Annotated in this window: 15 protein-coding genes; 1 reads left to right on the forward strand and 14 read right to left on the reverse strand. The window is 59.2% G+C overall.

Annotation, left to right across the window (positions count from 1 at the left end):
* Positions 1 to 462 precede the first annotated feature (462 nt).
* From ACYBHZ_RS01270 to ACYBHZ_RS01320, 11 genes are all read right to left on the reverse strand, one after another.
* On the reverse strand, positions 463 to 1,803 hold the full coding sequence (locus ACYBHZ_RS01270) for a cytochrome c (protein WP_460272367.1): 1,341 nt from the start codon (positions 1,801 to 1,803) through the stop codon (positions 463 to 465).
* An 11-nt stretch (positions 1,804 to 1,814) separates the two neighbouring features.
* Positions 1,815 to 3,587, reverse strand: a complete 1,773-nt coding sequence (locus ACYBHZ_RS01275; RefSeq protein WP_460272368.1) for a GMC family oxidoreductase — start codon at positions 3,585 to 3,587, stop codon at positions 1,815 to 1,817.
* 2 nt (positions 3,588 to 3,589) lie between these two features.
* Entirely contained in the window at positions 3,590 to 4,330 is a 741-nt protein-coding gene (locus ACYBHZ_RS01280) for a gluconate 2-dehydrogenase subunit 3 family protein (RefSeq protein WP_460273171.1), read from the reverse strand.
* Positions 4,331 to 5,188: 858 nt separating this feature from the next.
* A complete protein-coding gene (locus ACYBHZ_RS01285; protein WP_460272369.1) occupies positions 5,189 to 6,307 on the reverse strand; it encodes an ABC transporter permease in 1,119 nt (372 codons plus the stop codon).
* 1 nt (position 6,308) lies between these two features.
* Positions 6,309 to 9,026 (reverse strand): ribosome-associated ATPase/putative transporter RbbA, encoded by a 2,718-nt coding sequence (rbbA, locus tag ACYBHZ_RS01290; protein WP_460272370.1) that lies wholly within the window; start codon positions 9,024 to 9,026, stop codon positions 6,309 to 6,311.
* A 6-nt stretch (positions 9,027 to 9,032) separates the two neighbouring features.
* A complete protein-coding gene (locus ACYBHZ_RS01295; RefSeq protein WP_460272371.1) occupies positions 9,033 to 10,055 on the reverse strand; it encodes an HlyD family secretion protein in 1,023 nt (340 codons plus the stop codon).
* 227 nt (positions 10,056 to 10,282) lie between these two features.
* Positions 10,283 to 12,010, reverse strand: a complete 1,728-nt coding sequence (locus ACYBHZ_RS01300; RefSeq protein ID WP_460272372.1) for a protein kinase domain-containing protein — start codon at positions 12,008 to 12,010, stop codon at positions 10,283 to 10,285.
* 60 nt (positions 12,011 to 12,070) lie between these two features.
* Positions 12,071 to 12,916 carry a formate/nitrite transporter family protein gene (locus ACYBHZ_RS01305; RefSeq protein ID WP_460272373.1) on the reverse strand — a complete coding sequence of 282 codons (846 nt, stop codon included), beginning with the start codon at positions 12,914 to 12,916 and terminating at the stop codon, positions 12,071 to 12,073.
* A 133-nt stretch (positions 12,917 to 13,049) separates the two neighbouring features.
* Complete coding sequence (gene nirD, locus ACYBHZ_RS01310) at positions 13,050 to 13,370, reverse strand: nitrite reductase small subunit NirD (RefSeq protein ID WP_460272374.1); 321 nt, start codon at positions 13,368 to 13,370, stop codon at positions 13,050 to 13,052.
* Positions 13,367 to 15,814: a nitrite reductase large subunit NirB gene (nirB, locus tag ACYBHZ_RS01315; RefSeq protein WP_460272375.1), complete on the reverse strand. Its 2,448-nt coding sequence runs from the start codon at positions 15,812 to 15,814 to the stop codon at positions 13,367 to 13,369. The genes nirD and nirB overlap by 4 nt, the downstream gene beginning before the upstream one ends.
* Positions 15,815 to 16,139: 325 nt before the next feature.
* A complete protein-coding gene (locus ACYBHZ_RS01320; protein ID WP_460272376.1) occupies positions 16,140 to 17,282 on the reverse strand; it encodes an alpha-D-ribose 1-methylphosphonate 5-triphosphate diphosphatase in 1,143 nt (380 codons plus the stop codon).
* Positions 17,283 to 17,361: 79 nt separating this feature from the next.
* Here ACYBHZ_RS01320 and ACYBHZ_RS01325 point away from each other — a divergent pair, with 79 nt between their 5' ends.
* Positions 17,362 to 18,045, forward strand: a complete 684-nt coding sequence (locus ACYBHZ_RS01325) for a DUF1045 domain-containing protein (RefSeq protein ID WP_460272377.1) — start codon at positions 17,362 to 17,364, stop codon at positions 18,043 to 18,045.
* Here the strand turns inward: ACYBHZ_RS01325 and phnN are convergent.
* From phnN to ACYBHZ_RS01340, 3 genes are read right to left on the reverse strand one after another with little or no spacing between them, the layout of a single operon-like run.
* Entirely contained in the window at positions 18,027 to 18,569 is a 543-nt protein-coding gene (phnN, locus tag ACYBHZ_RS01330) for a phosphonate metabolism protein/1,5-bisphosphokinase (PRPP-forming) PhnN (RefSeq protein WP_460272378.1), read from the reverse strand. The two genes, ACYBHZ_RS01325 and phnN, sit on opposite strands and share 19 nt — an antisense overlap.
* 3 nt (positions 18,570 to 18,572) lie before the next feature.
* Positions 18,573 to 19,256 (reverse strand): phosphonate C-P lyase system protein PhnL, encoded by a 684-nt coding sequence (phnL, locus tag ACYBHZ_RS01335; protein WP_460273172.1) that lies wholly within the window; start codon positions 19,254 to 19,256, stop codon positions 18,573 to 18,575.
* Between the two features lie 37 nt (positions 19,257 to 19,293).
* A complete protein-coding gene (locus ACYBHZ_RS01340) occupies positions 19,294 to 20,247 on the reverse strand; it encodes a CorA family divalent cation transporter (RefSeq protein WP_460272379.1) in 954 nt (317 codons plus the stop codon).
* Positions 20,248 to 20,249 lie beyond the last annotated feature (2 nt).

Here is a 20,249-nt window from a genome sequence, read left to right on the forward strand (position 1 = left end):
AATCTTCGCAATCGCCTCCACAACCGACATCTCCATCGCGCTCCCTCATGCATCGGAGGAAGCATCAAATCGGAAATATCAAGGGGGGAGGCAATCTTGCATGCCGATTCACAACTCACGACAACAAAATCGATCACAGCCGGGATCACAATCAAGCTTCCAAAGGCCGACGCCGTCCCGACGACGCGACGACGCGACGACGCGACGAATTTCAAGAGAGAACGCACTCAAGACCGCCAAGGACATAGTGCCGCCACCGATCACTTTCGGCGATAGAAAATCCCGACCGCCACAAGGAATAACCACGTGAACAGCGCGGCAACTTGAACGTACCCTCTGTGTCTCGGCATATTATCTCAGCACCAAGCATACTTATTCCACTTCGGTATAGGCCGGAGTGTCAAAGCCAAATGAATGGGGCTGGCACTTAGGCCAGCCCCATTTTCAGTCTTTCGCGTTCGATCAATGAATGGCGTCACTCTCGCGAATGGAAGCGACCTCTGCGGTCGAAACAGGTGCCGCATCGTTCCCCCACGCGCTGCGCAGGAACGTCGCGAGTTCCGCCACCTCGTCATCATCCAGCCGGTCCGCATACCCCTGCATGACGAGATGCATCGGGCGCTTCTCGGTCGACGGGATGTCAGTCCCGTTCAGAATGATCGAGATCAGAGGCGTCACTTCGGACCCGTTGACCAGAGCATTCCCCGCGAGTTCCGGGAAAATCTCCGGCGCCCCTTTGCCGGTGACGAAGTGACAGGCCGAGCAGTTGTCGAGATAGAGACGTGCGCCGAGCGGCATATCCGGATTGGCCTCCGTCAGCATCTGAGCGGTCGCTTCTCCGGCAGCATCGGCGACAGGGTCGGGCATGACTTTCATCGTGCCCGCGACAGAAGCCACCTCGGCATCTTCGCCCAACAAGAAGGAGGCAATGGCCAGATTGTCCTCGTCCGTCAGGTGTTGGAGCGAATGTTCGACCACCAGCGCCATCTCACCGTTTGCTGTGGAATATGCGTTGCGACCGGTTTCGAGATACGCGGCGGTCTCTTCGACACCCCAATCGGCAATGGTCGATTTCGGGCCGTAGATCGCGGGCGCATTCCAGCCATCGATCACGCCACCTGCGAGAAAGCTCTCTTCGTCGGCCGTCACCCCGTCCTGTGCCATAAACTGGGTGCGGGGGCTATGACAGGCCGCACAGTGGCCCGCACCTTCGACGAGGTACTGCCCACGATCCTGCATGTCGGATGTGCCCAAGGGCGCGAAGCTTGCGTCACCCGAAAGCGCCAGCCAGTTCCAAGCCCGAATGCCGAACCGCATGTTGAACGGGAAGGAAAGCTTGGTCTCTTCAACCTCGTTCGTGACCGGCTCGACCTCGTTCATGAGGTATTCATAAAGCGCGCGGATGTCGCTCTCGCTCATGTGACGGAAGTTTTCGTAGGGCATCGCCGGATAGAGATGTGTCCCGTTCGGCATCACGCCATCGACCATGGCGGCACGGAAGTCGTCCAAGGACCAACCGCCGATCCCGGTCTCCGGATCGGGAGTGATGTTGGTGGACCAGATCGTGCCCATCGGGCTGGCGATCGCACGCCCGCCAGCAAGCGACGCGCCCCCATCCGCAGTATGACAGGCCACACAGTCGGAGGCATACATCACATACTCACCCTGACCGGGTTCCGGCTGCCAATCGGCGGCCAGTGCCTCGTTCGGCGCGGTGCGCTGCACCGGCACAAAGATAAAGGCCAGAAGGGCGACCACGCCCAACACCACGAGACCAGCGACAATTCTGAGAAAGGTTTTCATATTTCGTCTCCTCAGACCAGCGGCCGCGGGTTGGACAGATACTGGGTGCGGATCGCATTGACCGTCCAGTACGCCAGACCACCGACAAGGCCCGTCGGGTTGTATTGAGTGTTTTGCACGAAGTTACCGGCCCCCATGACGAAGACGTTGTGCTTGTCCCAAGCTTGGCAGTAGCGGTTGACGGCGCCTTCGTCTGCGGTCTCTGACATGATGTGACCACCTGTGTTGTGCGTGGTTTGGTACGGGACGACGCTGTATTGCGCGCCCAGCCCTTTGAACGCCACACCCATGCTGTCCGGGTTCATCGACTCGGCCAGAGGAACCATCATTTCTTTCATGTATTGGTTCATCTTCAGGTCGTTGTCCTGCCAGTTGAACGTCATGCGCATGAGCGGACGGCCATGTCGGTCCTTGTAGGTCGGATCGAGATCGAGGTGGTTGTTCGCATAGGCCATGTGGGACCCGTGCGAGCCGATCGACATCTTGTGTCCGTACCACTCCGCAATGCCCTCTTTCCAACCTGCACCCCAAGAGGGCGTGCCTGAGGGGAGAGACATGCTACGGATCGGCTGCCCGTTGAATGTCCCGGAGCGCCAATACGATCCACCAATGAACCCGAGTTCCCCAAAGTCGTTCTGGTTGATCGAGAAGTCATCAATACAGACCCCGTTCGCCCCGTGCCCGACGAAGGGGTTGAATTCCTCGTCCTTGTAGAACATCGAGACGCCACCATTCATTTGGTACGCGTAGTTCTTGCCAACCGTGCCTTCCCCCGTCAGCGGGTTGTAGGCAGCGCCGCCGATCCCGGAGAGCAACATCAGGTGGACGTTGTTCAGCTGGTAAGAGGAGAGGATCACGATATCCGCAGGTTGAAACACTTCTTCCTGCGCAGCATCGTCCCAATAGGTCACACCCGTCGCGGTTTTGCCATCTTCTGCCAGCTCGACCCGTAGCACTTCGGATTCCGTACGGTATTCGAAATTCGGCATCCGCTTGAGCGCATCGAGGATGGAAGTTTGCGGCGAGGATTTGGAATACTGGTAGCACCCGAAGCGCTCACAGAAGCCACAGTAGTTGCACGGCCCCATCTGCATTCCGTAAGGGTTCACATAGGCGGTCGAGGCAATCCCTGCCGGAGCTTGGAACGGGTGATAGCCAGATGCGACACAGGCATCATGGAATTTCTGGCTGTCCCAAGTGCGCTTTTGCGGCGGCATCGGATAGTCTTCCGAACGCCAGCCCTCGAACGGGTTCCCGCCCTCTTGAATTTCGCCGTTCAGATTGCCAGCCTTGCCGGAGATTCCTGCGACTTTTTCAAAACGGGTAAAGTAAGCTTCAAGCTCATCATAGCTCACGGGGTAATCGCCGAGGTTCATACCCTCCGGAATGATCTCTTCGCCCCAGTTTTCCTCGACATAGGACCGCAGGCGAAGCTCTTCCGGCTGCGGACGCCAATTCAAACCGTTCCAGTGCGTGCCTGCCCCGCCAACACCATTGCCCGGAAGAAAAGACCCGAGTTTACGGTACGGAAGCGCGGTTTCGCCATCGTTGCGACGCACCGTCACCGTTTGCTGACTGGGCTTTTGCATCATTTTCAGACGCACACCATATTTCAACTCGTCAATCTGGTTCGGGTATTTGAAATCCGGCACGGTCGCCTGATCATGGCCGCGTTCAAGGGCGACGATCTCCAAACCTTCTTGTGCCAGTTCGATCCCCGCAATGGAACCGGTCCAGCCAAGGCCGACGATCACGACGTCTTTTTTCTGTTCTTGACGTGCCATGCTCAAGCCCTTTCACCGCTGATGGACACAGGTCCCAGCGGGTATTCGATATTGTGACGTTCCGGCCATTCGCGGAACGCCGCCCGCGCACCTGGGAAGCCAATGTAGACCCAAGACTGCATGCCATGATTTCCGCCATAGATCGGATCGGCGAAGTAGCCTTCCTTGGTGTTGGACAGCAGAAGAGAAAAGAAATCGCGCAATTCGTCAGTCAGCCCGACTTCGCCTTTCTGAAGCGATGTCAAAGCTTCATCCTGTTGCGCGGCTTCCAGTTCGGAAAAATCGCTGCCGTAGGTCTCCGCGCACCATGCGTTAAAGGCGGGGATGGCCTCACGGTAGATTTCAGCGGGGCTCAGCGGTGTTTGCCAGCCGAATGCAGGGTCGGCGCTCGCATTATGCGGGCCTTCCATGTACCAGTCGTCGGCTGTGCCAAAATCACCGGCAAGCTGGAGATCAATGAAGACGGGAACGCGCGTTTCGATCGCGCCCGGACCGTCTCCCGCGGAGGGGATCAGCCTTGCGGTCGCGGCCATAACAAAAGCCCATTCGTCAGCGTTGAGATACGCGCGTTCATATTCGTCGAGGGGCACAGGGGGAGTGGTGTCTTTTGCCATAGTGGGGCTTGCAAGCCCGGACAAAACGACACCAGCGGCGGAAGCTTTCAGGAAGCCGCGCCGGCTGGGGTAATCTGGATGATGTGTCATTGTGGTTGTCCTGCCGTAGGGGTGGGAACATCCGCACATTGCTTGATGTGCGACATAATGCCACCATACGCCCCACTCTGGGTTTAGCGCAACCAAAGGCCTTTTGAGAATTGACCTTCAAGAGGCCTGATCGCCGGATCACGACACTTCAAATCAAAACGTCAAAAAATCAACTTTACCGCAGTTTCAAGGGAATTTCGGGATCAATTCAGCCATTAGCCTCGCGATATCTTCCCTTTTGGATGTTCATAAATGCATGTAGATATGTTCGCCCCTGCGCAAAACTTGCGCAAGGGAATGCAACAGCTTTCCACCCGATCAGAGTTGGACTTCTTGGGGGTGGGAGGGCTGAAAACCCCTTTCCTAAAGCGTTTCTACTTAAACCTGAATCAGGGTTTGAGCAGAAACGCGGCGCAACGTCCAAGCGGAGCGGGCGTTTCGACTTTATGTGATAGATCAAGTTAAAGTCGAAACGCTTTATCGGTTTCACGCGCTTGCTTTATGGGCCCCTCGATATGGATGAATTCAACACGGGAGTGCAAAAACTGCGCATAGCCGAGTTTGGCGCCAGGCGCAGAGAATGTGACCGCTTCGTCGACATTCTCAAAGCCAGCCCATTGGCAACATTCCCTCCCGGCTTTCATGAGGGAGACAAATCTGCCGATCCATTCTGCCAATCACAACGAGTGTCGCTTGCACGAAAACAATCCAACGCTGAGAACCAAAGCCGCCGAGCAGCACAACCATGAGTCAAACCCGATTTGACTGCAAAAAGAATTGATACAATATCCTAAAATTTCCCATCACACTGATATAAAAACAAATCCAATCCCCCAGCCATTTCACCCTAAATCAGATATGTCAGAACAGCGCGCCCCGAATGCTCTTTGCACAGCCTCAGCTCAGGATTTTACGGAACCGAGCCAGCACCATAAACAGGGCCACAATCGACATCGCCACCATCGCGGCAAGCTGTCCGATCACGAGATCCAGCCCTGCGCCCCTATAGAGGACGGATTGGGCGAAGGAGACGAAATGCGGCGAGGGGCTGATCGTGCGCATGACGATCTGGAGCCAGTCGGGCATGGATTCGAGCGGGGTAATGCCCCCTGACAGAAGGATCATGATGACGATCACCGGAATGGTCAGAAGTCCGAATTGCCCCATGTTGTGCGTGAAACTCGCGAGCATCAGACCGAGCGAAGCCACCGACACGACATAGATCGCCGCGCCGAGCACATAGAGCGCCAGAGACCCGGCAATCGGCACCCCCATCGCCCCCTGCACCACCAGTACAAGGCTCAGCACAGAGGCGAAAAGGATCACGCCGCCGGTGGCGAAGATTTTCGACAGGACGATCTCATGCGGACGCACGGGCATCACAAGCACATGTTCGATGGTGCCACGTTCACGTTCGCGGATCAAAGACGCCCCGGACAAGATCAGCATCAGCATCGTAACGTTGTTCATCAGCTGCATCACGGAAGTGAACCAGCGCGCGGTCATGTTTGGATTGAACCGGCTGCGGAACACCACATTCACCAGATCATCGCTGTCGACGCCCGGCGTGAGATAATCGGAGACGGTTTCGGCCAGCAGCTGGGTCATGAAGGACGAGCCATTGCCCGCAAAGGCCACGGCGGTGGCATCCGCAAGAATTTGTATTTCAGCCTCATCGCCCCGGCGCAGATCGCGCTCAAGATCGGGGGGCAGAGAGACGACCAGAACATAGTCGCCATTGGTCTGCGCCTCTGCCGCCTCCGCCGGGCTCAAAAGCACGGGCGTAGCAAAGAGGGGCGCGCGGATTTCGTCGATGATCCGGGCCGAAAGCGGGCTGTGGTCTTCATCGACCACAGCGACGGACAAATCCTTCACCTCGGTCGAACCGGCATCAGACACAAGCCAGACGGCCGCGCTGAACACGTAGAGGATCAAGGCGACCATCACGAGATCGCCGCGGATCGCACGCAGCTCCTTGACCGTCAGGCGGAGGATATTGGCGAGGCTTTTCAACATGTCAGGCCTCCTGCTTGCGCAGGGCAAGCACGGATAGGGTAAGATAGATCAGGCAGAACCCCGCGATGACGAGGATGTTCATCGCCACATCGCCGAAACCGAAGCCCTTGAGGAAGGTGCCGATGGAGACCGGCTGGAACCATGCACCGGGGAAGGACAGGCCTACGATGCGCCCCATGGGCGCGAGCGTGGAGACCGGCGTGATCAGGCCGGAGAAATTCACCGTTGGAATGATGGATAGCACCGCCGTCGCGAAGACCGCCGAGACCTGTGTGCGGGTAAAACTCGACATAAACTGCCCGAAGCCCGTGGTGGCAATGACATAGAACAGCGCGGCCAGCCCAAGCGCAGGCAGGCTGCCATGCAGCGGCACCCCGAAGACCCAAAGACCAAGCCCCGCCAGAACCCAGAAATTGAACCAGGCGATGATGATATAGGGGATTTGCTTACCGACGAGGAACTCCACCTTGCGCACCGGGGTGGCGCGGAAGTTGGCAATCGTTCCGGTTTCCTTTTCGCGCACGACCGAGATCGCCGACATGATCGCCGGGATCAGCATCAGGATCAGCATAAGCATCGACGGCACCATGGCATGCGCGCTTTTGAAGGCCTGATTGTAGAGATAGCGCGTCGTGACCGACAGGCTGTCGGAGCTTTCCGTGCCCGTCTCGGTGGCAAGGTCGTCAGCGAATTGCGTCAGAAGGCCAAGCGCATAACCCTCGGCGGTTTCTCCACGGAACGGCATAGAGCCGTCGATCCAGAGCGAGATTTCCGGCGTGTCGATCCCTTGATGCAGCGCCTTTCCGAAGCCATCGGGAATTTCCAGCGCCACCGTCAGATCGCCCCTCTCCATCCGCCGATCCAGCGCATCAAGCGTGGTAAAATCGTCTTTCTGGTCGAATTGCGGAATGGAGCTGAACGCCTCGATCAGACGACGGCTTTCCGGCGTGTGATCCATGTCGTTGACCGCAAAGCTCAGCTTATCGACATCAAAGGAAATCCCGAAGCCCATGGTGATCAAAAGGATGATCGGCCCCGCAAGCGCAAAGAACATCCGGATCGGATCGCGGATCAATTCCAGCGTTTCGCGCGAGGTATAGGCCCAAAGACGGCTCAACGCGCGTTGCAGCGCATTGGGGGCGACGGCCTCGACATCATTCTTCAAAGCATCGGTGTCCGCCGCGCCCTCATCGGCCTGCGTCTCACCTTCCAGCGCTGCGATGAAAGCCTCTTCCAATGTCTGTGCCCCGCGCCGTTCGGTCAGCTCCTCGGGGGTGCCGACATCGAGCACGCGCCCGGCATGCATAAGCGAAATCCGGTCGCAGCGTTCCGCCTCGTTCATGAAATGGGTGGAGATGAAGATCGTCACCCCCTCGTCGCGCGACAGCGAAATCAGCTTGCGCCAAAACGCATCGCGCGCCAGAGGATCAACCCCGGAGGTCGGCTCATCTAGGATGAGTATGCGCGGCTCGTGGATGGTCGCGACCGCCAATTGCAAACGCTGGCGGATCCCCAAAGGCAGCCCGTCGGGCATCGACGCCGCCACCTCGGTCAGTTCGAATTCGTCCAAAACCTCGCGCACTCGCTCCGCGCGGCGCTCGGGTGGAATGTGATAGAGCTTGGCGTGCAATTCGAGGTTCTGCCGCACCGTCAGCTCGGCATAGAGCGAAAAAGCCTGTGACATGTAGCCAATGTCCTGGCGCGCGGCCATGTCGCCGTTCTCAAGCTCTGCGCCAAAGAGTTTCGAGCGCCCTTCCGTCGGCTGCAACAGCCCGGTGAGCATTTTCATCGTCGTCGATTTGCCGCAGCCGTTGGAGCCGAGAAAGCCGAAAATCTCGCCTTCCGGAATGGTGAAACTGACATGATCGACGGCGGTAAAATCGCCGAAACGCTTCACCAGATCGAAGGCCTCGATGGCCGGCATCGCGCCGTCTTTTTTCGGCAGAGGCCGCAGGGTCACTCCGACCTCCTCGCCCTCCTCTTTCGGCAACATTTCGATGAAGGCCTCTTCGAGTGTCGCCTTGCCCGCTTGCGCCCGGATGTCCTCCGGGCTGCCTTTCGCGATCACCTTGCCGTCGTTCATAGCCGCCAGCCATTCAAAGCGTTCCGCCTCTTCCATATAGGCGGTGGCGACCAGCACACTCATGCCGGTGAGCTTGGCGCGAATGCGATCAATAAGCTCCCAGAACTGTCGCCGGGACAAAGGGTCCACCCCGGTCGTCGGCTCGTCGAGGATCAGCAGGTCAGGATCATGGATCAGCGCCGCGCAAAGCCCCAGCTTTTGCTTCATCCCGCCCGACAGCTTGCCCGCCGGACGATCAAGAAATGGCCCAAGCCCCGTGGCCTCGGTCAGCATGGCAATGCGTTCGCGCCGCTCTGCGAGTTTCTGGCCAAAGAGACGCCCGAAGAAATCGAGGTTCTCGCGCACACTCAGCGTCGGATAGAGGTTTTTGCCCAGCCCCTGCGGCATATAGGCGATCCGCGCACCGAGGGTGCTGCGGGCACTGGCGTCGCGCATGTCATGGCCTAGGACCGTGACCTCTCCCGCTTGCGCTTTGCGCACACCGGAGATGAGGCCCAGAAGCGTGGATTTGCCGACCCCGTCCGGTCCGATCAGGCCGACCACTTTCCCGGCGGGAATGTCGAGCGTCACATCGTCGAGCGCAAAGACCGCTTTGTAACGATGCGACACGGCGTTCAGACGTGCCACATATTCCATGTCGGATCACTCCGGCACGTTGACGGTCAGATGCTCCGGCCAGTCCACATCAGGTGCGGTGCGCACAAAACCGATGCCCCGCACCCCGCTTTTGATCAGGCTCTCATATTTCGCCAACAGCGCGCGTGGCACGGACAGTTTCACCCGGAACACAAGCTCTTCGCGCTGCTCCTGCGTTTCGACATTCTTCGGCGTGAATTGCGATTGCGGCGAGATGAACGTGATCGTCGCGGGAACGACATAGTCGGACATCGGATCGAGAATGAGCCGCGCCTCATCGCCCACCGCAAGCGTGCCGATCACCGTCGCGGGCAGGTAGATGTTCATGTAAACATTGCTCAGATCAAGCATGGTCACGACCGGATACCCAGCGTCAATCACCTCGCCCGGTTCATGCAGACGATACAGCACCCGCCCCCGGAGCGGCGCCTTGATCGTCAGATCGTCGAGCGCCAGTTGCACCTGTTCTTGATCGGCCTCAGCGGCGGCGATGGAGGCCTTGGCGTCCTCGATTTGCGCCTTGGCCATCTCGACGGCAGCTTTCGCGCTGTTGAGCGTGTTGGTCGCGTCATCGAGCGTGCTTTGCGCCGTGGTGCCGCTTTCATGCAGCTTTGCCACACGGTCGTAGCTCGTTTGCGCCACGGAAAGCGCGCTTTCGGCCTGCATCAAAGTCGCCTGCGCCACAGTCAGCCCGGCTTTTGCCCGGAGCACCGCCGCCTTTGCGGCATTGAGCTGCGCCGTTGCATCCGCCGTACCCATTTGCGCAATCACATCGCCCGCAGACAACAGATCGCCCTCCGCCGCCGTGACACTGTCGATCCGCCCGGCGTATTTCGTGGCAACATCGACGGTCTGCGCCTCGATCCGGCCGTTGGAGCTGTAGATGCCCGCCTCACCGTTCGACTTGCCGAATTTTTCGAGCAGAGTGTCGAACCGGTTTTCCGCCATTGCGGGGGAGACAGCACTACCGAGGGTCGCGGCAATCAACAGAATTTTGGCAATGGAACGAAGACGTGGCGTGAAATGCATAGTGTCGGCCTTTCTCAGGAAGGACTCGCAATAAATCGCGTATAGATTTTTGAGTATCATGCTTTTCTTCCGACAGAAATCAACAATGACAAAATCGTCAATTTGAACATTTGCGTGAGTTTACCTCTGATACGCGCGAAACGTCATCGCCCTACGGCCTCAAAGCAAAATCCCCGCACGCGGGCGGAGCTCAAGATCGCAAGGTTCAAAACTCCGCCGTGACGGGTTCAACCGCTCATCAAACGCACGGTGAGGATAACGCAGAACAGCATCAGGATAGCGCTTAGACCTTGCCAAAACCGCAGCGGATTGCGCGCAGCAAGCGGCACATGGGTCTGTGCCTTCCAATCCGAGCCGGGTCGTTTCAAATCCGCAATGAATTCCGACAGGGCATGATAACGGAGCAACGGATCGGGATGCGTGGCACGTTTCAGAGCCATATCGACCCAAGCGGGGAGACCCGTCTCGTCATCCCTCGCAGACGCATATTGCAGCCGCGCCTGATCACGCCGGGACTGGATGCGTGCGACCTGCGTGCCGTAAGGCAGACGCCCGGTGAGCATTTCATAGACGATGATCGCCAGCGCAAACTGATCCGAGCGCCAGCTAAGCGCATCGCCCGTGAAATACTCGGGTGCGGTGTATTGGTAGGTTCCCGGCATCTCGCCCAAAGTGCCGGGCGCAATCTCTTCGACTCCGGCGACGGACACAGAGCCGAGATCGATGATCTTCACCGTCCCCTCCGCGTCGATCATGATGTTCTCGGGGCGAATGTCCTGATGCACCATTTCGCGACGATGGATGGCGCGCAGACCCATGGCGATTTGATCGGCGATCTTGCGAACCGTTTCGAGATCGGGCTTTGGATGATCCACCATCCATTGGCGCAGCGCTTGCGCCTCGAAAAATTCGGTCGCGGCATAAAGCGCGCTTTGCGTTTCCGGCATTTTGGCCGCGCGCAGCACATACGGGGAACTGATCCGCCGGGCAATCCAGTCTTCCAACATGAAACGGCGCAGATAATCCTGATCCGCAGCCGTATCGGTCGCCGGGATTTTCAGCGCGACACGATTGCCTTTCGGGTCAACGGCCAGAAACACATGTGAGCGCGCAGAGACATGGATCGGGCGCAGGATACGAAACCCGTCGATCTCCTCTCCGTCTCGCGGCAGTTTCGGTACCGGCAAATGCGCCGCCTCAATGTCAAAGGTGCCATCGGGGAGGCCATCGATCCGGACAAGCTGCACAGTGAGATTGTCGTCGCTGCCTTTCTCAAGCGCACGTTCCACGATCTGGCGGGCGGCGACATCCAGATCACCTGCGCGCGCGAGCGTCTCAGTGAGGTCTTTGCCGTCGATAAACTCGTGCAGGCCATCGGTGGAGAGCATATAGATGTCTCCCACGGCCAGAGGCAGCTTGCGGTAATCAATCTCGACACTCCCCTCCACCCCCATCGCCCGCCCGAGGTAGCTTTCGCCCTGCGAAAGTGTGACGCGGTGATCGACGGTGAGAGGTTCCAAGCTCTTGCCCACAAGGCGCTGGATACGGCTGTCCCCGACGTGAAAGAGATGTGCATCGCGGCCCTTGAGGATCATTGCGGACAAGGTGCAGACCCGTCCTGCATCTATGTTGCCGATCCCCGTGTTGCGCCCAGAGAGCCAAGCATTGGTCGCGGAAATCACACGCGCGGCGGCGGTCTTAACCGTCCAAGCGTCGGGCGTGGCGTAGTAATCTGTCAAAAGACTTTTGACGGCAGTCTCCGAAGCTTCGGCACTCACCGCAGAGGATGAAATCCCGTCGGCAAGCGCGAGCGTGATTCCTTTGAGCGTCAGCGCGCGTCCGTCCGGGATAATGGCACCGTGAAAATCCTGGTTCTCAGCTTTGCGTCCCGCCGTGGAATACTGGCCGAGCGTGACCTTGAGACCCTCCGGGGCTTTGGCATCCTTTGGCATCATGTCCCTCCCCCAAACGAAAAAGGCCCCGCAAAATGCGGAGCCTTTTCCAGCGCTTGAACCTTATTCTGCCGGAACGCCGGAGATGTCGTCGTTGCGGGAAGCGTTGCGCTTCGGGGATTCTTTGAAGTGCGTGGCGTAGATCATCGCGCCGACAAAGGTCAGACCGCCGACGAGGTTGCCCAGAACCACCGGAATCTCGTTGTACATCAGGTAATCGCCCCAGGTGAACTGACCACCCAGCATGATACCCGAGGGGAAGAGGAACATGTTGACGATGGAGTGTTCGAAGCCGAGGTAGAAGAACACGATGATCGGCATCCACATCGCCATGATCTTACCGGAGACGGAGTTGGACATCATCGCGGCCACGACGCCGGTGGAGACCATCCAGTTGCACAGAACGGCACGGGTGAACACGGTCAGGAGACCTGCGCCACCAGCAGCGGCGTAACCCAGCGTACGGGCTTCGCCGATGTGACCGATTTTTTGGCCGACGGCGTTGGGTTCAGACGAAAAGCCGGTCGTGAAGACGATTGCCATCAGAACAGCGGTGGTCATTGCGCCGGCGAAGTTGCCGACAAACACCAGCCCCCAGTTGCGGAAGACGCCTTTCCAGGTGCAGCCCGGACGTTTCGCGATCACGGCGAGCGGTGCCAGAGTGAACACGCCGGTCAGAAGATCAAAGCCCAGAAGGTAGAGCGTTGCAAAGCCCACCGGGAAGAGCAGCGAGGCCACGAGGAAGTTGCCGGTGTTGACGGCGATGGTCACCGCAAAAGCGGCCGCCAGCGCGAGGATGGCACCGGCCATATAGGCGCGGATCAGAGTGTCTTTGGTCGCCATGAAAATCTTGGATTCGCCCGCATCGACCATTTTGGCGGCGAATTCCTTCGGTTGTACATAAGCCATTGAATTGTCCCTAGTTGGTTTGTTCCACGAAGTCGGCCCCTTCACCTCAATAGGCATAAGAAGACCGTTTGCAGCACATTGAATTTGCGCTGCATTATTCCAGTGAGCCCAAGAGTTCCTTCAGTGATTAAGCTTAGAGACCGAGCAGTACGGTCTCGCCGTCCAGTTTGACCGGGTAGGTCGCGGTCGCGCCCTCGTCGGCGCCTTGCGCAGTGCCTGTTTCGAGGGAAATGACCCAGTTATGAAGCGGGCATGTGACGCATCCGTCGTGCACAATGCCTTGGCTCAGTGGCCCGTTCTTATGCGGGCATTTATCTTCGAGGGCGAAAAGACGGTCGTCCGTGGTGCGGAAGATCGCGATCGTCATCTCGCCCTTTTTCACGCAGCGCGCGCCTTGACGCGGGATGTCGTTCAGGGTGCCGACTTCAATCCAGTTTTTCGTCTGCATGTTCATTCTGCTGCCTCCAGTTTGAGGGTGGCCATCGGGGCGAACTCATGGGCTTCGGCACCCGCGACACGTTCCGCCCAAGGATCGACCTGCGCAAATTGCTGGGAATAGGCGAAACGCTCCGCATAAGCTTTGCGTTCATCCAAGTTGTCGTAGATCACCTCGCGGATGTGGTCATAGCCAAGACGCTCCGCCCATTTGTAAATCCGTTCCAAGTAAAACCCGGTCTCACGGTAGTATTGCGTCAGCGCGCAGACCGTCTCCATGACCTCTTCCTCGGTGGCGACTTTGCCCAGAGGCGAGGTGCCTTGGATGTGCAGACCAGCCGCACCGCCATAGACGATCTCATAGCCACTATCGACACAGATGATGCCGATGTCTTTGCAGGTCGCCTCGGCACAGTTGCGCGGGCAGCCGGTGACCGCGAGCTTGAGTTTCGCCGGAGACCAGGAGCCCCAGAGCGCTTTCTCCAGCTTGATGCCCAGACCCGTCGAGTCCTGCGTGCCAAAGCGGCACCAATCCGTCCCGACGCAGGTTTTCACCGTGCGCAAACCTTTCGCATAGGCTGCACCGGACACCATACCCGCGTCATTCAGGTCAGCCCAGACCGGGAGCAGGTCTTCTTTTTTCACGCCCAGAAGGTCGATGCGCTGACCGCCTGTCACCTTCACGGTCGGGATGTCGTATTTGTCCGCCACATCTGCAATGGCACGAAGCTCATCGGGCGTGGTGATCCCGCCGAACATCCGCGGCACGACGGAATAGGTGCCGTCTTTCTGGATGTTGGCGTGGACGCGTTCGTTGATGAAGCGTGACTGCTGGTCGTCTTTGTACTCGCCCGGCCAATCGGCCACGAGATAGTAGTTCAGCGCCGGACGGCATTTCGCGCAGCCCTCAGCCGTGGACCATTCGAGCTCTTGCATGATCGCGGGGATGGATTTCAGCTCCTTCGCCTTGATCATACGCCGCACGAAACCGTGGCCGTGGGTGGTGCAGCCGCACATGCCCTGCGCCTCGGGGAGTTTGAAGTCATCGCCCAAGGTCACGCCCATGACGCCCTCGACCAGCCCCGTGCAGGTGCCGCAAGACGCAGAGGCCTTGGTGTGGGCACGTACATCGGCCAGAGAGGTGAGGCCTTTGTCTTTGATCGCCGCGACGATCATGCCCTTGGTGATGCCGTTACAGCCACAGATCTCCGCATCATCCGGAAGGGCCGCGACAGCCGCGAGAGGATCGGCCTGACCGCCGCCCTGATGGGCCTGACCGAAAATCAGGGTTTCGCGCATCTCGGAAATATCTTCACCCGAGATGAGCATCTGGTTGTACCACGCCCCATCGGCGACATCGCCATAGAGCACTGCTCCGATAAGTTTATTGTCTTTGAGAATGACGCGCTTGTAGGTGCCGCGCATCGCATCGCGCAGCACGATATCCTCACGCCCCTCCCCTTCGGCGAAATCGCCGACGGAGTAGAGATCGCAGCCCGTCACCTTGAGTTTCGTCGGTGTCTCAGTATGGGCGAAAGCAGCGGTCGAAGCCCCGGCAAGATGCTCGGCCGCCACTTTCGCCATGCGGTAAAGCGGCGCGACAAGTCCATAGACCATGCCGCCCACTTCCACGCATTCTCCAACAGAATAGATATTCGGATCAGAGGTCTTCATCGTGGTGTCGGTCACGATACCCCGGTTGACCTCAAGCCCGGCTTCCTTGGCCAGAGCCACGTTCGGGCGAATGCCGACGGCCATGACCACGAGGGACGCGTCGATCACGCGGCCGTCGGCCAGTTCCACGCCTTCGACCTTCTCTGTGCCGATGATCTGCTTGGTGTTGGCTTCGCAAAGCACCTCGATGCCACGGCCTTCCAGCTCTTTCTGCAACAGGTAGCCCGCCGCCGTATCGAGCTGACGCTCCATCAGGGTCGGCATCAGGTGAATGACCGTCACGTCCATGCCGCGCATCTTCAGCCCTGCGGCAGCCTCCAGCCCCAGAAGGCCGCCGCCGATCACAACGGCGCGCCCGCCTTGCTCGGCGGCTTTGATCATACCGTCGGTGTCATCGAGATCGCGGTATGCCAGAACACCCGATAGATCGGAGCCCGGCACAGGAATGATGAACGGGTTCGAGCCGGTGGCGATGACCAGCTTGTCATACTCAGCCACAACACCGCTCTCGGAAATCACCTTGCGCTCGTGGCGGCGGATTTCAGAAATCTTGTCACCTTGGTGCAGCGTGATGCCATGTTCGGCGTACCAGCCTTCACCGTGAATGATGATATCGGCGTAAGTCTTTTCGCCCGACAGAACCGGAGACAGCATGATGCGGTCATAGTTCACACGCGGCTCGGCGTTGAAGATGGTCACATCGTATTGATCGGTCACCTCGAACAGATGCTCCAGCATCCGGCCCGGAGCCATCCCGTTTCCAACGATAACGAGTTTTTGCTTGGTCATAACGGCACTTCCTCTCAGAACGCAGTTCGTACCTGACGAACCCAATTTGTCTTTTGGTGAGAATGCAGCGCCGTTGCTGCGGACCCCGCGTGGGGGCTATGTAAAATCACGTCGCGTCCTTGCGACATGCGAGCGCATGGCTCGTTAAGCTCGATCTTCTAGGGGATCGGCCTCATTCGACAAGAGAGTTTCGCCGCAACCGCATCAAAGTTTTTCGCGATCGCAGCGAAATTAGCCTATTTTCTATGCAACTGCTCTCCAACACTCCACAAAAAAGGCAGGGATAAAATGCCCTGCCCCTTCCAATGTGCAATCCGTCTGCGGCTTAGCCGACCTGACGACCGTGGGACCAGACCCCTCGAATCACGGGCGTTCCCTCAATTCGGGCGATGCGCACGAGATCGGCATGCAGCCCCGGCGCGATCCGTCCGCGATCCGAAAGACCCACCGCTTCCGCAGGGTTGGCGGTCACTGTCGCAATCGCACGCGGCAGATCATCCCAGAGATCGGCCAGCAGAATGGCAGAGGACATCAGCGCGGAAGGCACGTAATCCGAAGACACGATATCCAACAGCCCGCGTTCAGCCAGTTCATGCGCCGCGACATTGCCGGAGTGCGAGCCGCCGCGAATAAGGTTCGGCGCGCCCATCATTGCGGCGATGCCGTGCAGTTTGCAGGCCTGCGCCGCCTCAATCGTGGTCGGGAACTCCGCTACGCGCACGCCATGCTGGCGCGACACCTCAACATGTTCCGCCGTGGTGTCATCATGGGAGGCCAGAACGGCGCCGTAACGCTTCGCCTCGGCCACTGCCACCGCCTCATGACGCACCGCATAGGTATCGCGCAGCTCATAGAGGTGGTTCACGTGATCATCGAACTCCGCGTCCGACATGCCGCGTTTCTTTTGGACATAGTCCTTGAGCTTTGAAAGGTCGCGAAACTGACGCTGTCCCGGCGTGTGATCCATCAAAGAGACAAGCCCGACGCGATCTTCGGGGCCAAACTCAGCCATCTCGGCTTCCAACGTCTCCGAGCAAATCTCGGCCCGCAGGTGCAGGAAGTGGCTAATCTTCAAAGCGCCGAGATCACGCAGATGCATCACTTCGCGCGACAGGTTGCGGGCATATTTGCCATAGCCCGCATCGCCGCGCGTGTGGATGGACCCGACCCGCATCGCGTCAAAGACAGTGGTGATCCCGACCGAAGCCAGCTCCGCGTCATGGGCGATGATGGCGGCCTTGTGCGGCCAGTCGACTTTGGGGCGCGGCTCGATATGGCGTTCAAGGTTGTCAGTGTGCAGCTCGATCAGGCCGGGGATCACCATATCCCCGCCCACATCGACAGCACCGGGCGCAGCCGTGCCGCCCGTGCTCACATCCGCAATCTTGCCATTCTCAACACGCAGGCTGCCCTCGATCACCTCTGTAGGCAAAACGATCTTGGCATTGGTCAAAGTAAAGTCGGTCATCACATCGTCCTTGTCAGAAGCGCCTCACTGCCCGATCAATGTCACACGCATGTGACAGAGGCCGGGTAAGGACAGCGCTATGGAAGAATTCAAAAGATACGCGGTGTACTACGCCCCCACCCCGGGGCCTTTCGCCGAATTTTGCGCCCATTGGCTGGGCTGGGATGCGTTCGAAGGCATCGGCCTGCCGCATCCGGTCATCGAAGGCCTGCCCGCGCCGGTTGCGGAGATCACCGCGACGCCGCGCAAATACGGGTTCCACGGCACGCTCAAACCGCCGTTTCGCCTGACCGGCACGCGCGAAGAGCTGATGGCCGATCTCTCCGCCTTCGCCGCCGGGCATGCGCCCGTCGAATTGGAGGGTCTCGCGCTCAAACGCATCGGCGGCTTTCTGGCGCTCACGCCGACCGGCGATCTTGCCCCGCTTGAGTTTCTCGCCGAACAAATCGTCGCCACGCTCGATCCGCACCGTGCGAAACCGACGGAAACCGAATTGGCGCGCCGCCGCGCAGCTGGGTTGACCGAACGGCAGAACGCGCTGTTGACGCAATGGGGCTATCCTTACGTGATGGAAGAATTCAAATTCCACCTCACATTGACCGGGAAGCTCACGGAAGACGACGCCGAGGCGGTCAAAGCCGCGCTCAAACCCGTTATTGCCCCGCTCCTTCCGAACCCCTTCCGGGTCGAAGATCTCTGCCTGTTTGGCGAGGCGCATGACGGGCGGTTTCATCTTCTGCACCGTTATACTCTTTCCGGCTGAAGCGCGGCGAGGAAAGCCTCCACGGCGTCCTCAAGCGCCCCGTCGTTGTTGACCCTGCGCACGGGCAGTCCCGGCGCGATGTCATAGCCTGCCCGAGCGAGACGTTTCTCGATCTCTGCCCGGCTCTCGCGCCCGCGCGCTGCCAATCGTTTGGCCAGCACGTCCGGCGATGCGGTGATGAGCAGCACGCCCATATTGGGATAAAGCGCATAGGCATCGGGCAGGATCGCCCGCGAGCCATTGAACAGAACGTCACGCCCTTCGCTCAAGGCCACGTCGATGGAGATCGGCACGCCGTATTTCAGCCCATGCGCCTCCCAGTGAAGTGCAAACTCTCCGGCCTGCAAACGGCGATCGAATTCCTCCACCGTGACGCCTTCAAAATCCTCGCCCCCGGCCTCCGTGGGGCGGGTGATCACGCGTTTCGCAACGGCCAGATCGCCGCGACGCTCCAACGCGGCTTCGATCAACGTGTCCTTGCCCACACCCGATGGGCCGACGATGGCGAAAAGGCGACCGACCATGGCTCAGGCCGCCTTCGCAGGTGTGAAAGCGGAGACATTGATCTCCCGATCCGCCACCCGCTCGCGCGCCGGGGCATCGTGGAAAATCCCGATAATCGCCGCACCGCGCGCTTTCGCTTCTTCAATGAGCGAGAGCACCGTTTCGCGGTTGGTGGCGTCCAAAGAGGCGGTGGGCTCATCTAAGAGCATCGCCGGATAGTCATGCGCAAAGCCGCGTGCGATGTTCACCCGCTGCTGCTCCCCACCAGAGAATGTCGTGGGCGACAGGCCCCAGAGCGTTTCCGGGATGTTGAGGCGGGACAGAAGATCGCGCGCCTTGGCGAAAGCAGCATCTTTGTCGACGCCGACTGTAAGCAGCGGCTCCGCCACCACCTCTATCGTCGGCACCCGCGGTACGACGCGCAGGAACTGGGACACATAGCCCAAGGTGGCGCGTCGCAGGGCGATGATCTCGCGCGGCTCAGCATTCGCGACATCCGTGTCACCGACCCAGATATGGCCAGAAGCCGACAGGTAATTGCCGTAGATCATCCGCATCAGCGTCGATTTGCCCGCGCCCGAATTGCCCGTGAGCGCAACGCATTCACCGGCCGCGACATCAAAGGTCGCCCCCTGCATCACCGGGATCACGGCACTGCCCTGATTGTGCAGGGTGAAGGATTTCGAGACGTCTTCAATACGGATCATCGAGGGCAGCGCCGAAGGCAGCGGATGTGTCATGAGATTACAGCCAGTTTTTCCATTTTGAGAAAAGGTAAGTGCCGAGCGCCGATCCAAACATCAAGGCGGTGGCAATGAGATAACCCAGAGGGCTGTCGAGCCCCGGAATATAGGGGAAGTTCATGCCGTAGACAGAGGCGACCAAAGTCGGCGGCAGGAACAAGACGGCCACCACCGACAGAATACGGCTGGTGTCACTTTGTTCGAGATTGATGAGGCCGAGGGTCACATCGGTGAGCTGCGCGATGCGCCCGGACAGGAAATCGCCGTGGACGGCCAGAGCCTGACAGTCTTTGACCTGTGCTTTCAGGATACCGGTCATGGCTTTGTCCTTGTCATCGACAAGCCCCAGCCCGAAGCTCGACAAGGCCCGCTCGATGGTCAAAAGCGCATGACGATATTTCGCCACCTGCTCGCTTTGACGCCCGAGCGCACGAAGCGTATCCGCCAGTTCGTCGCCACGCGGTTCGGGATCGCGAAACGCGACATGCGACTGTTGATCAAGCGCTTCCCCCACGCCTTCCATAAGGTCGGCGAGGCGCGCAATGATCTCTTCGATCAGCCCCAGAAACACCCGGCGTCGCCCGGCACAGCCCGCACTCGACTGCGCCGCATGCGTCGCGTAGGTCTCGAACGGGCGTGGCGTGTGATAGCGCACGGTGAACAGCCGCTCCGGCGTGATCAGAAACGCAACCGGCCCAAAAGACGGTTCTTTTTCTTTGTTCAAACCCGGCAACACGATGGTGAGCACTTCCGTGTCGCCCTCGCGGTAGAGCCGGTTCGACACCTCGATCTCCTGCATATCCGCCAGCGTCGGGACAGACACGCCAAGCGCCTCCGCCATCTCGATCTGCGCCGGTTGCGGGCTCAGCAGATCGACCCAAAGCGCCTCAGACAGATCGCCGTCAACGGGCAATCTTTCCAAACCGGTCTGGGAGGGACGATAGGCGAAAATCATGT

The sequence above is a fragment of the Celeribacter sp. ULVN23_4 genome (assembly GCF_054788345.1).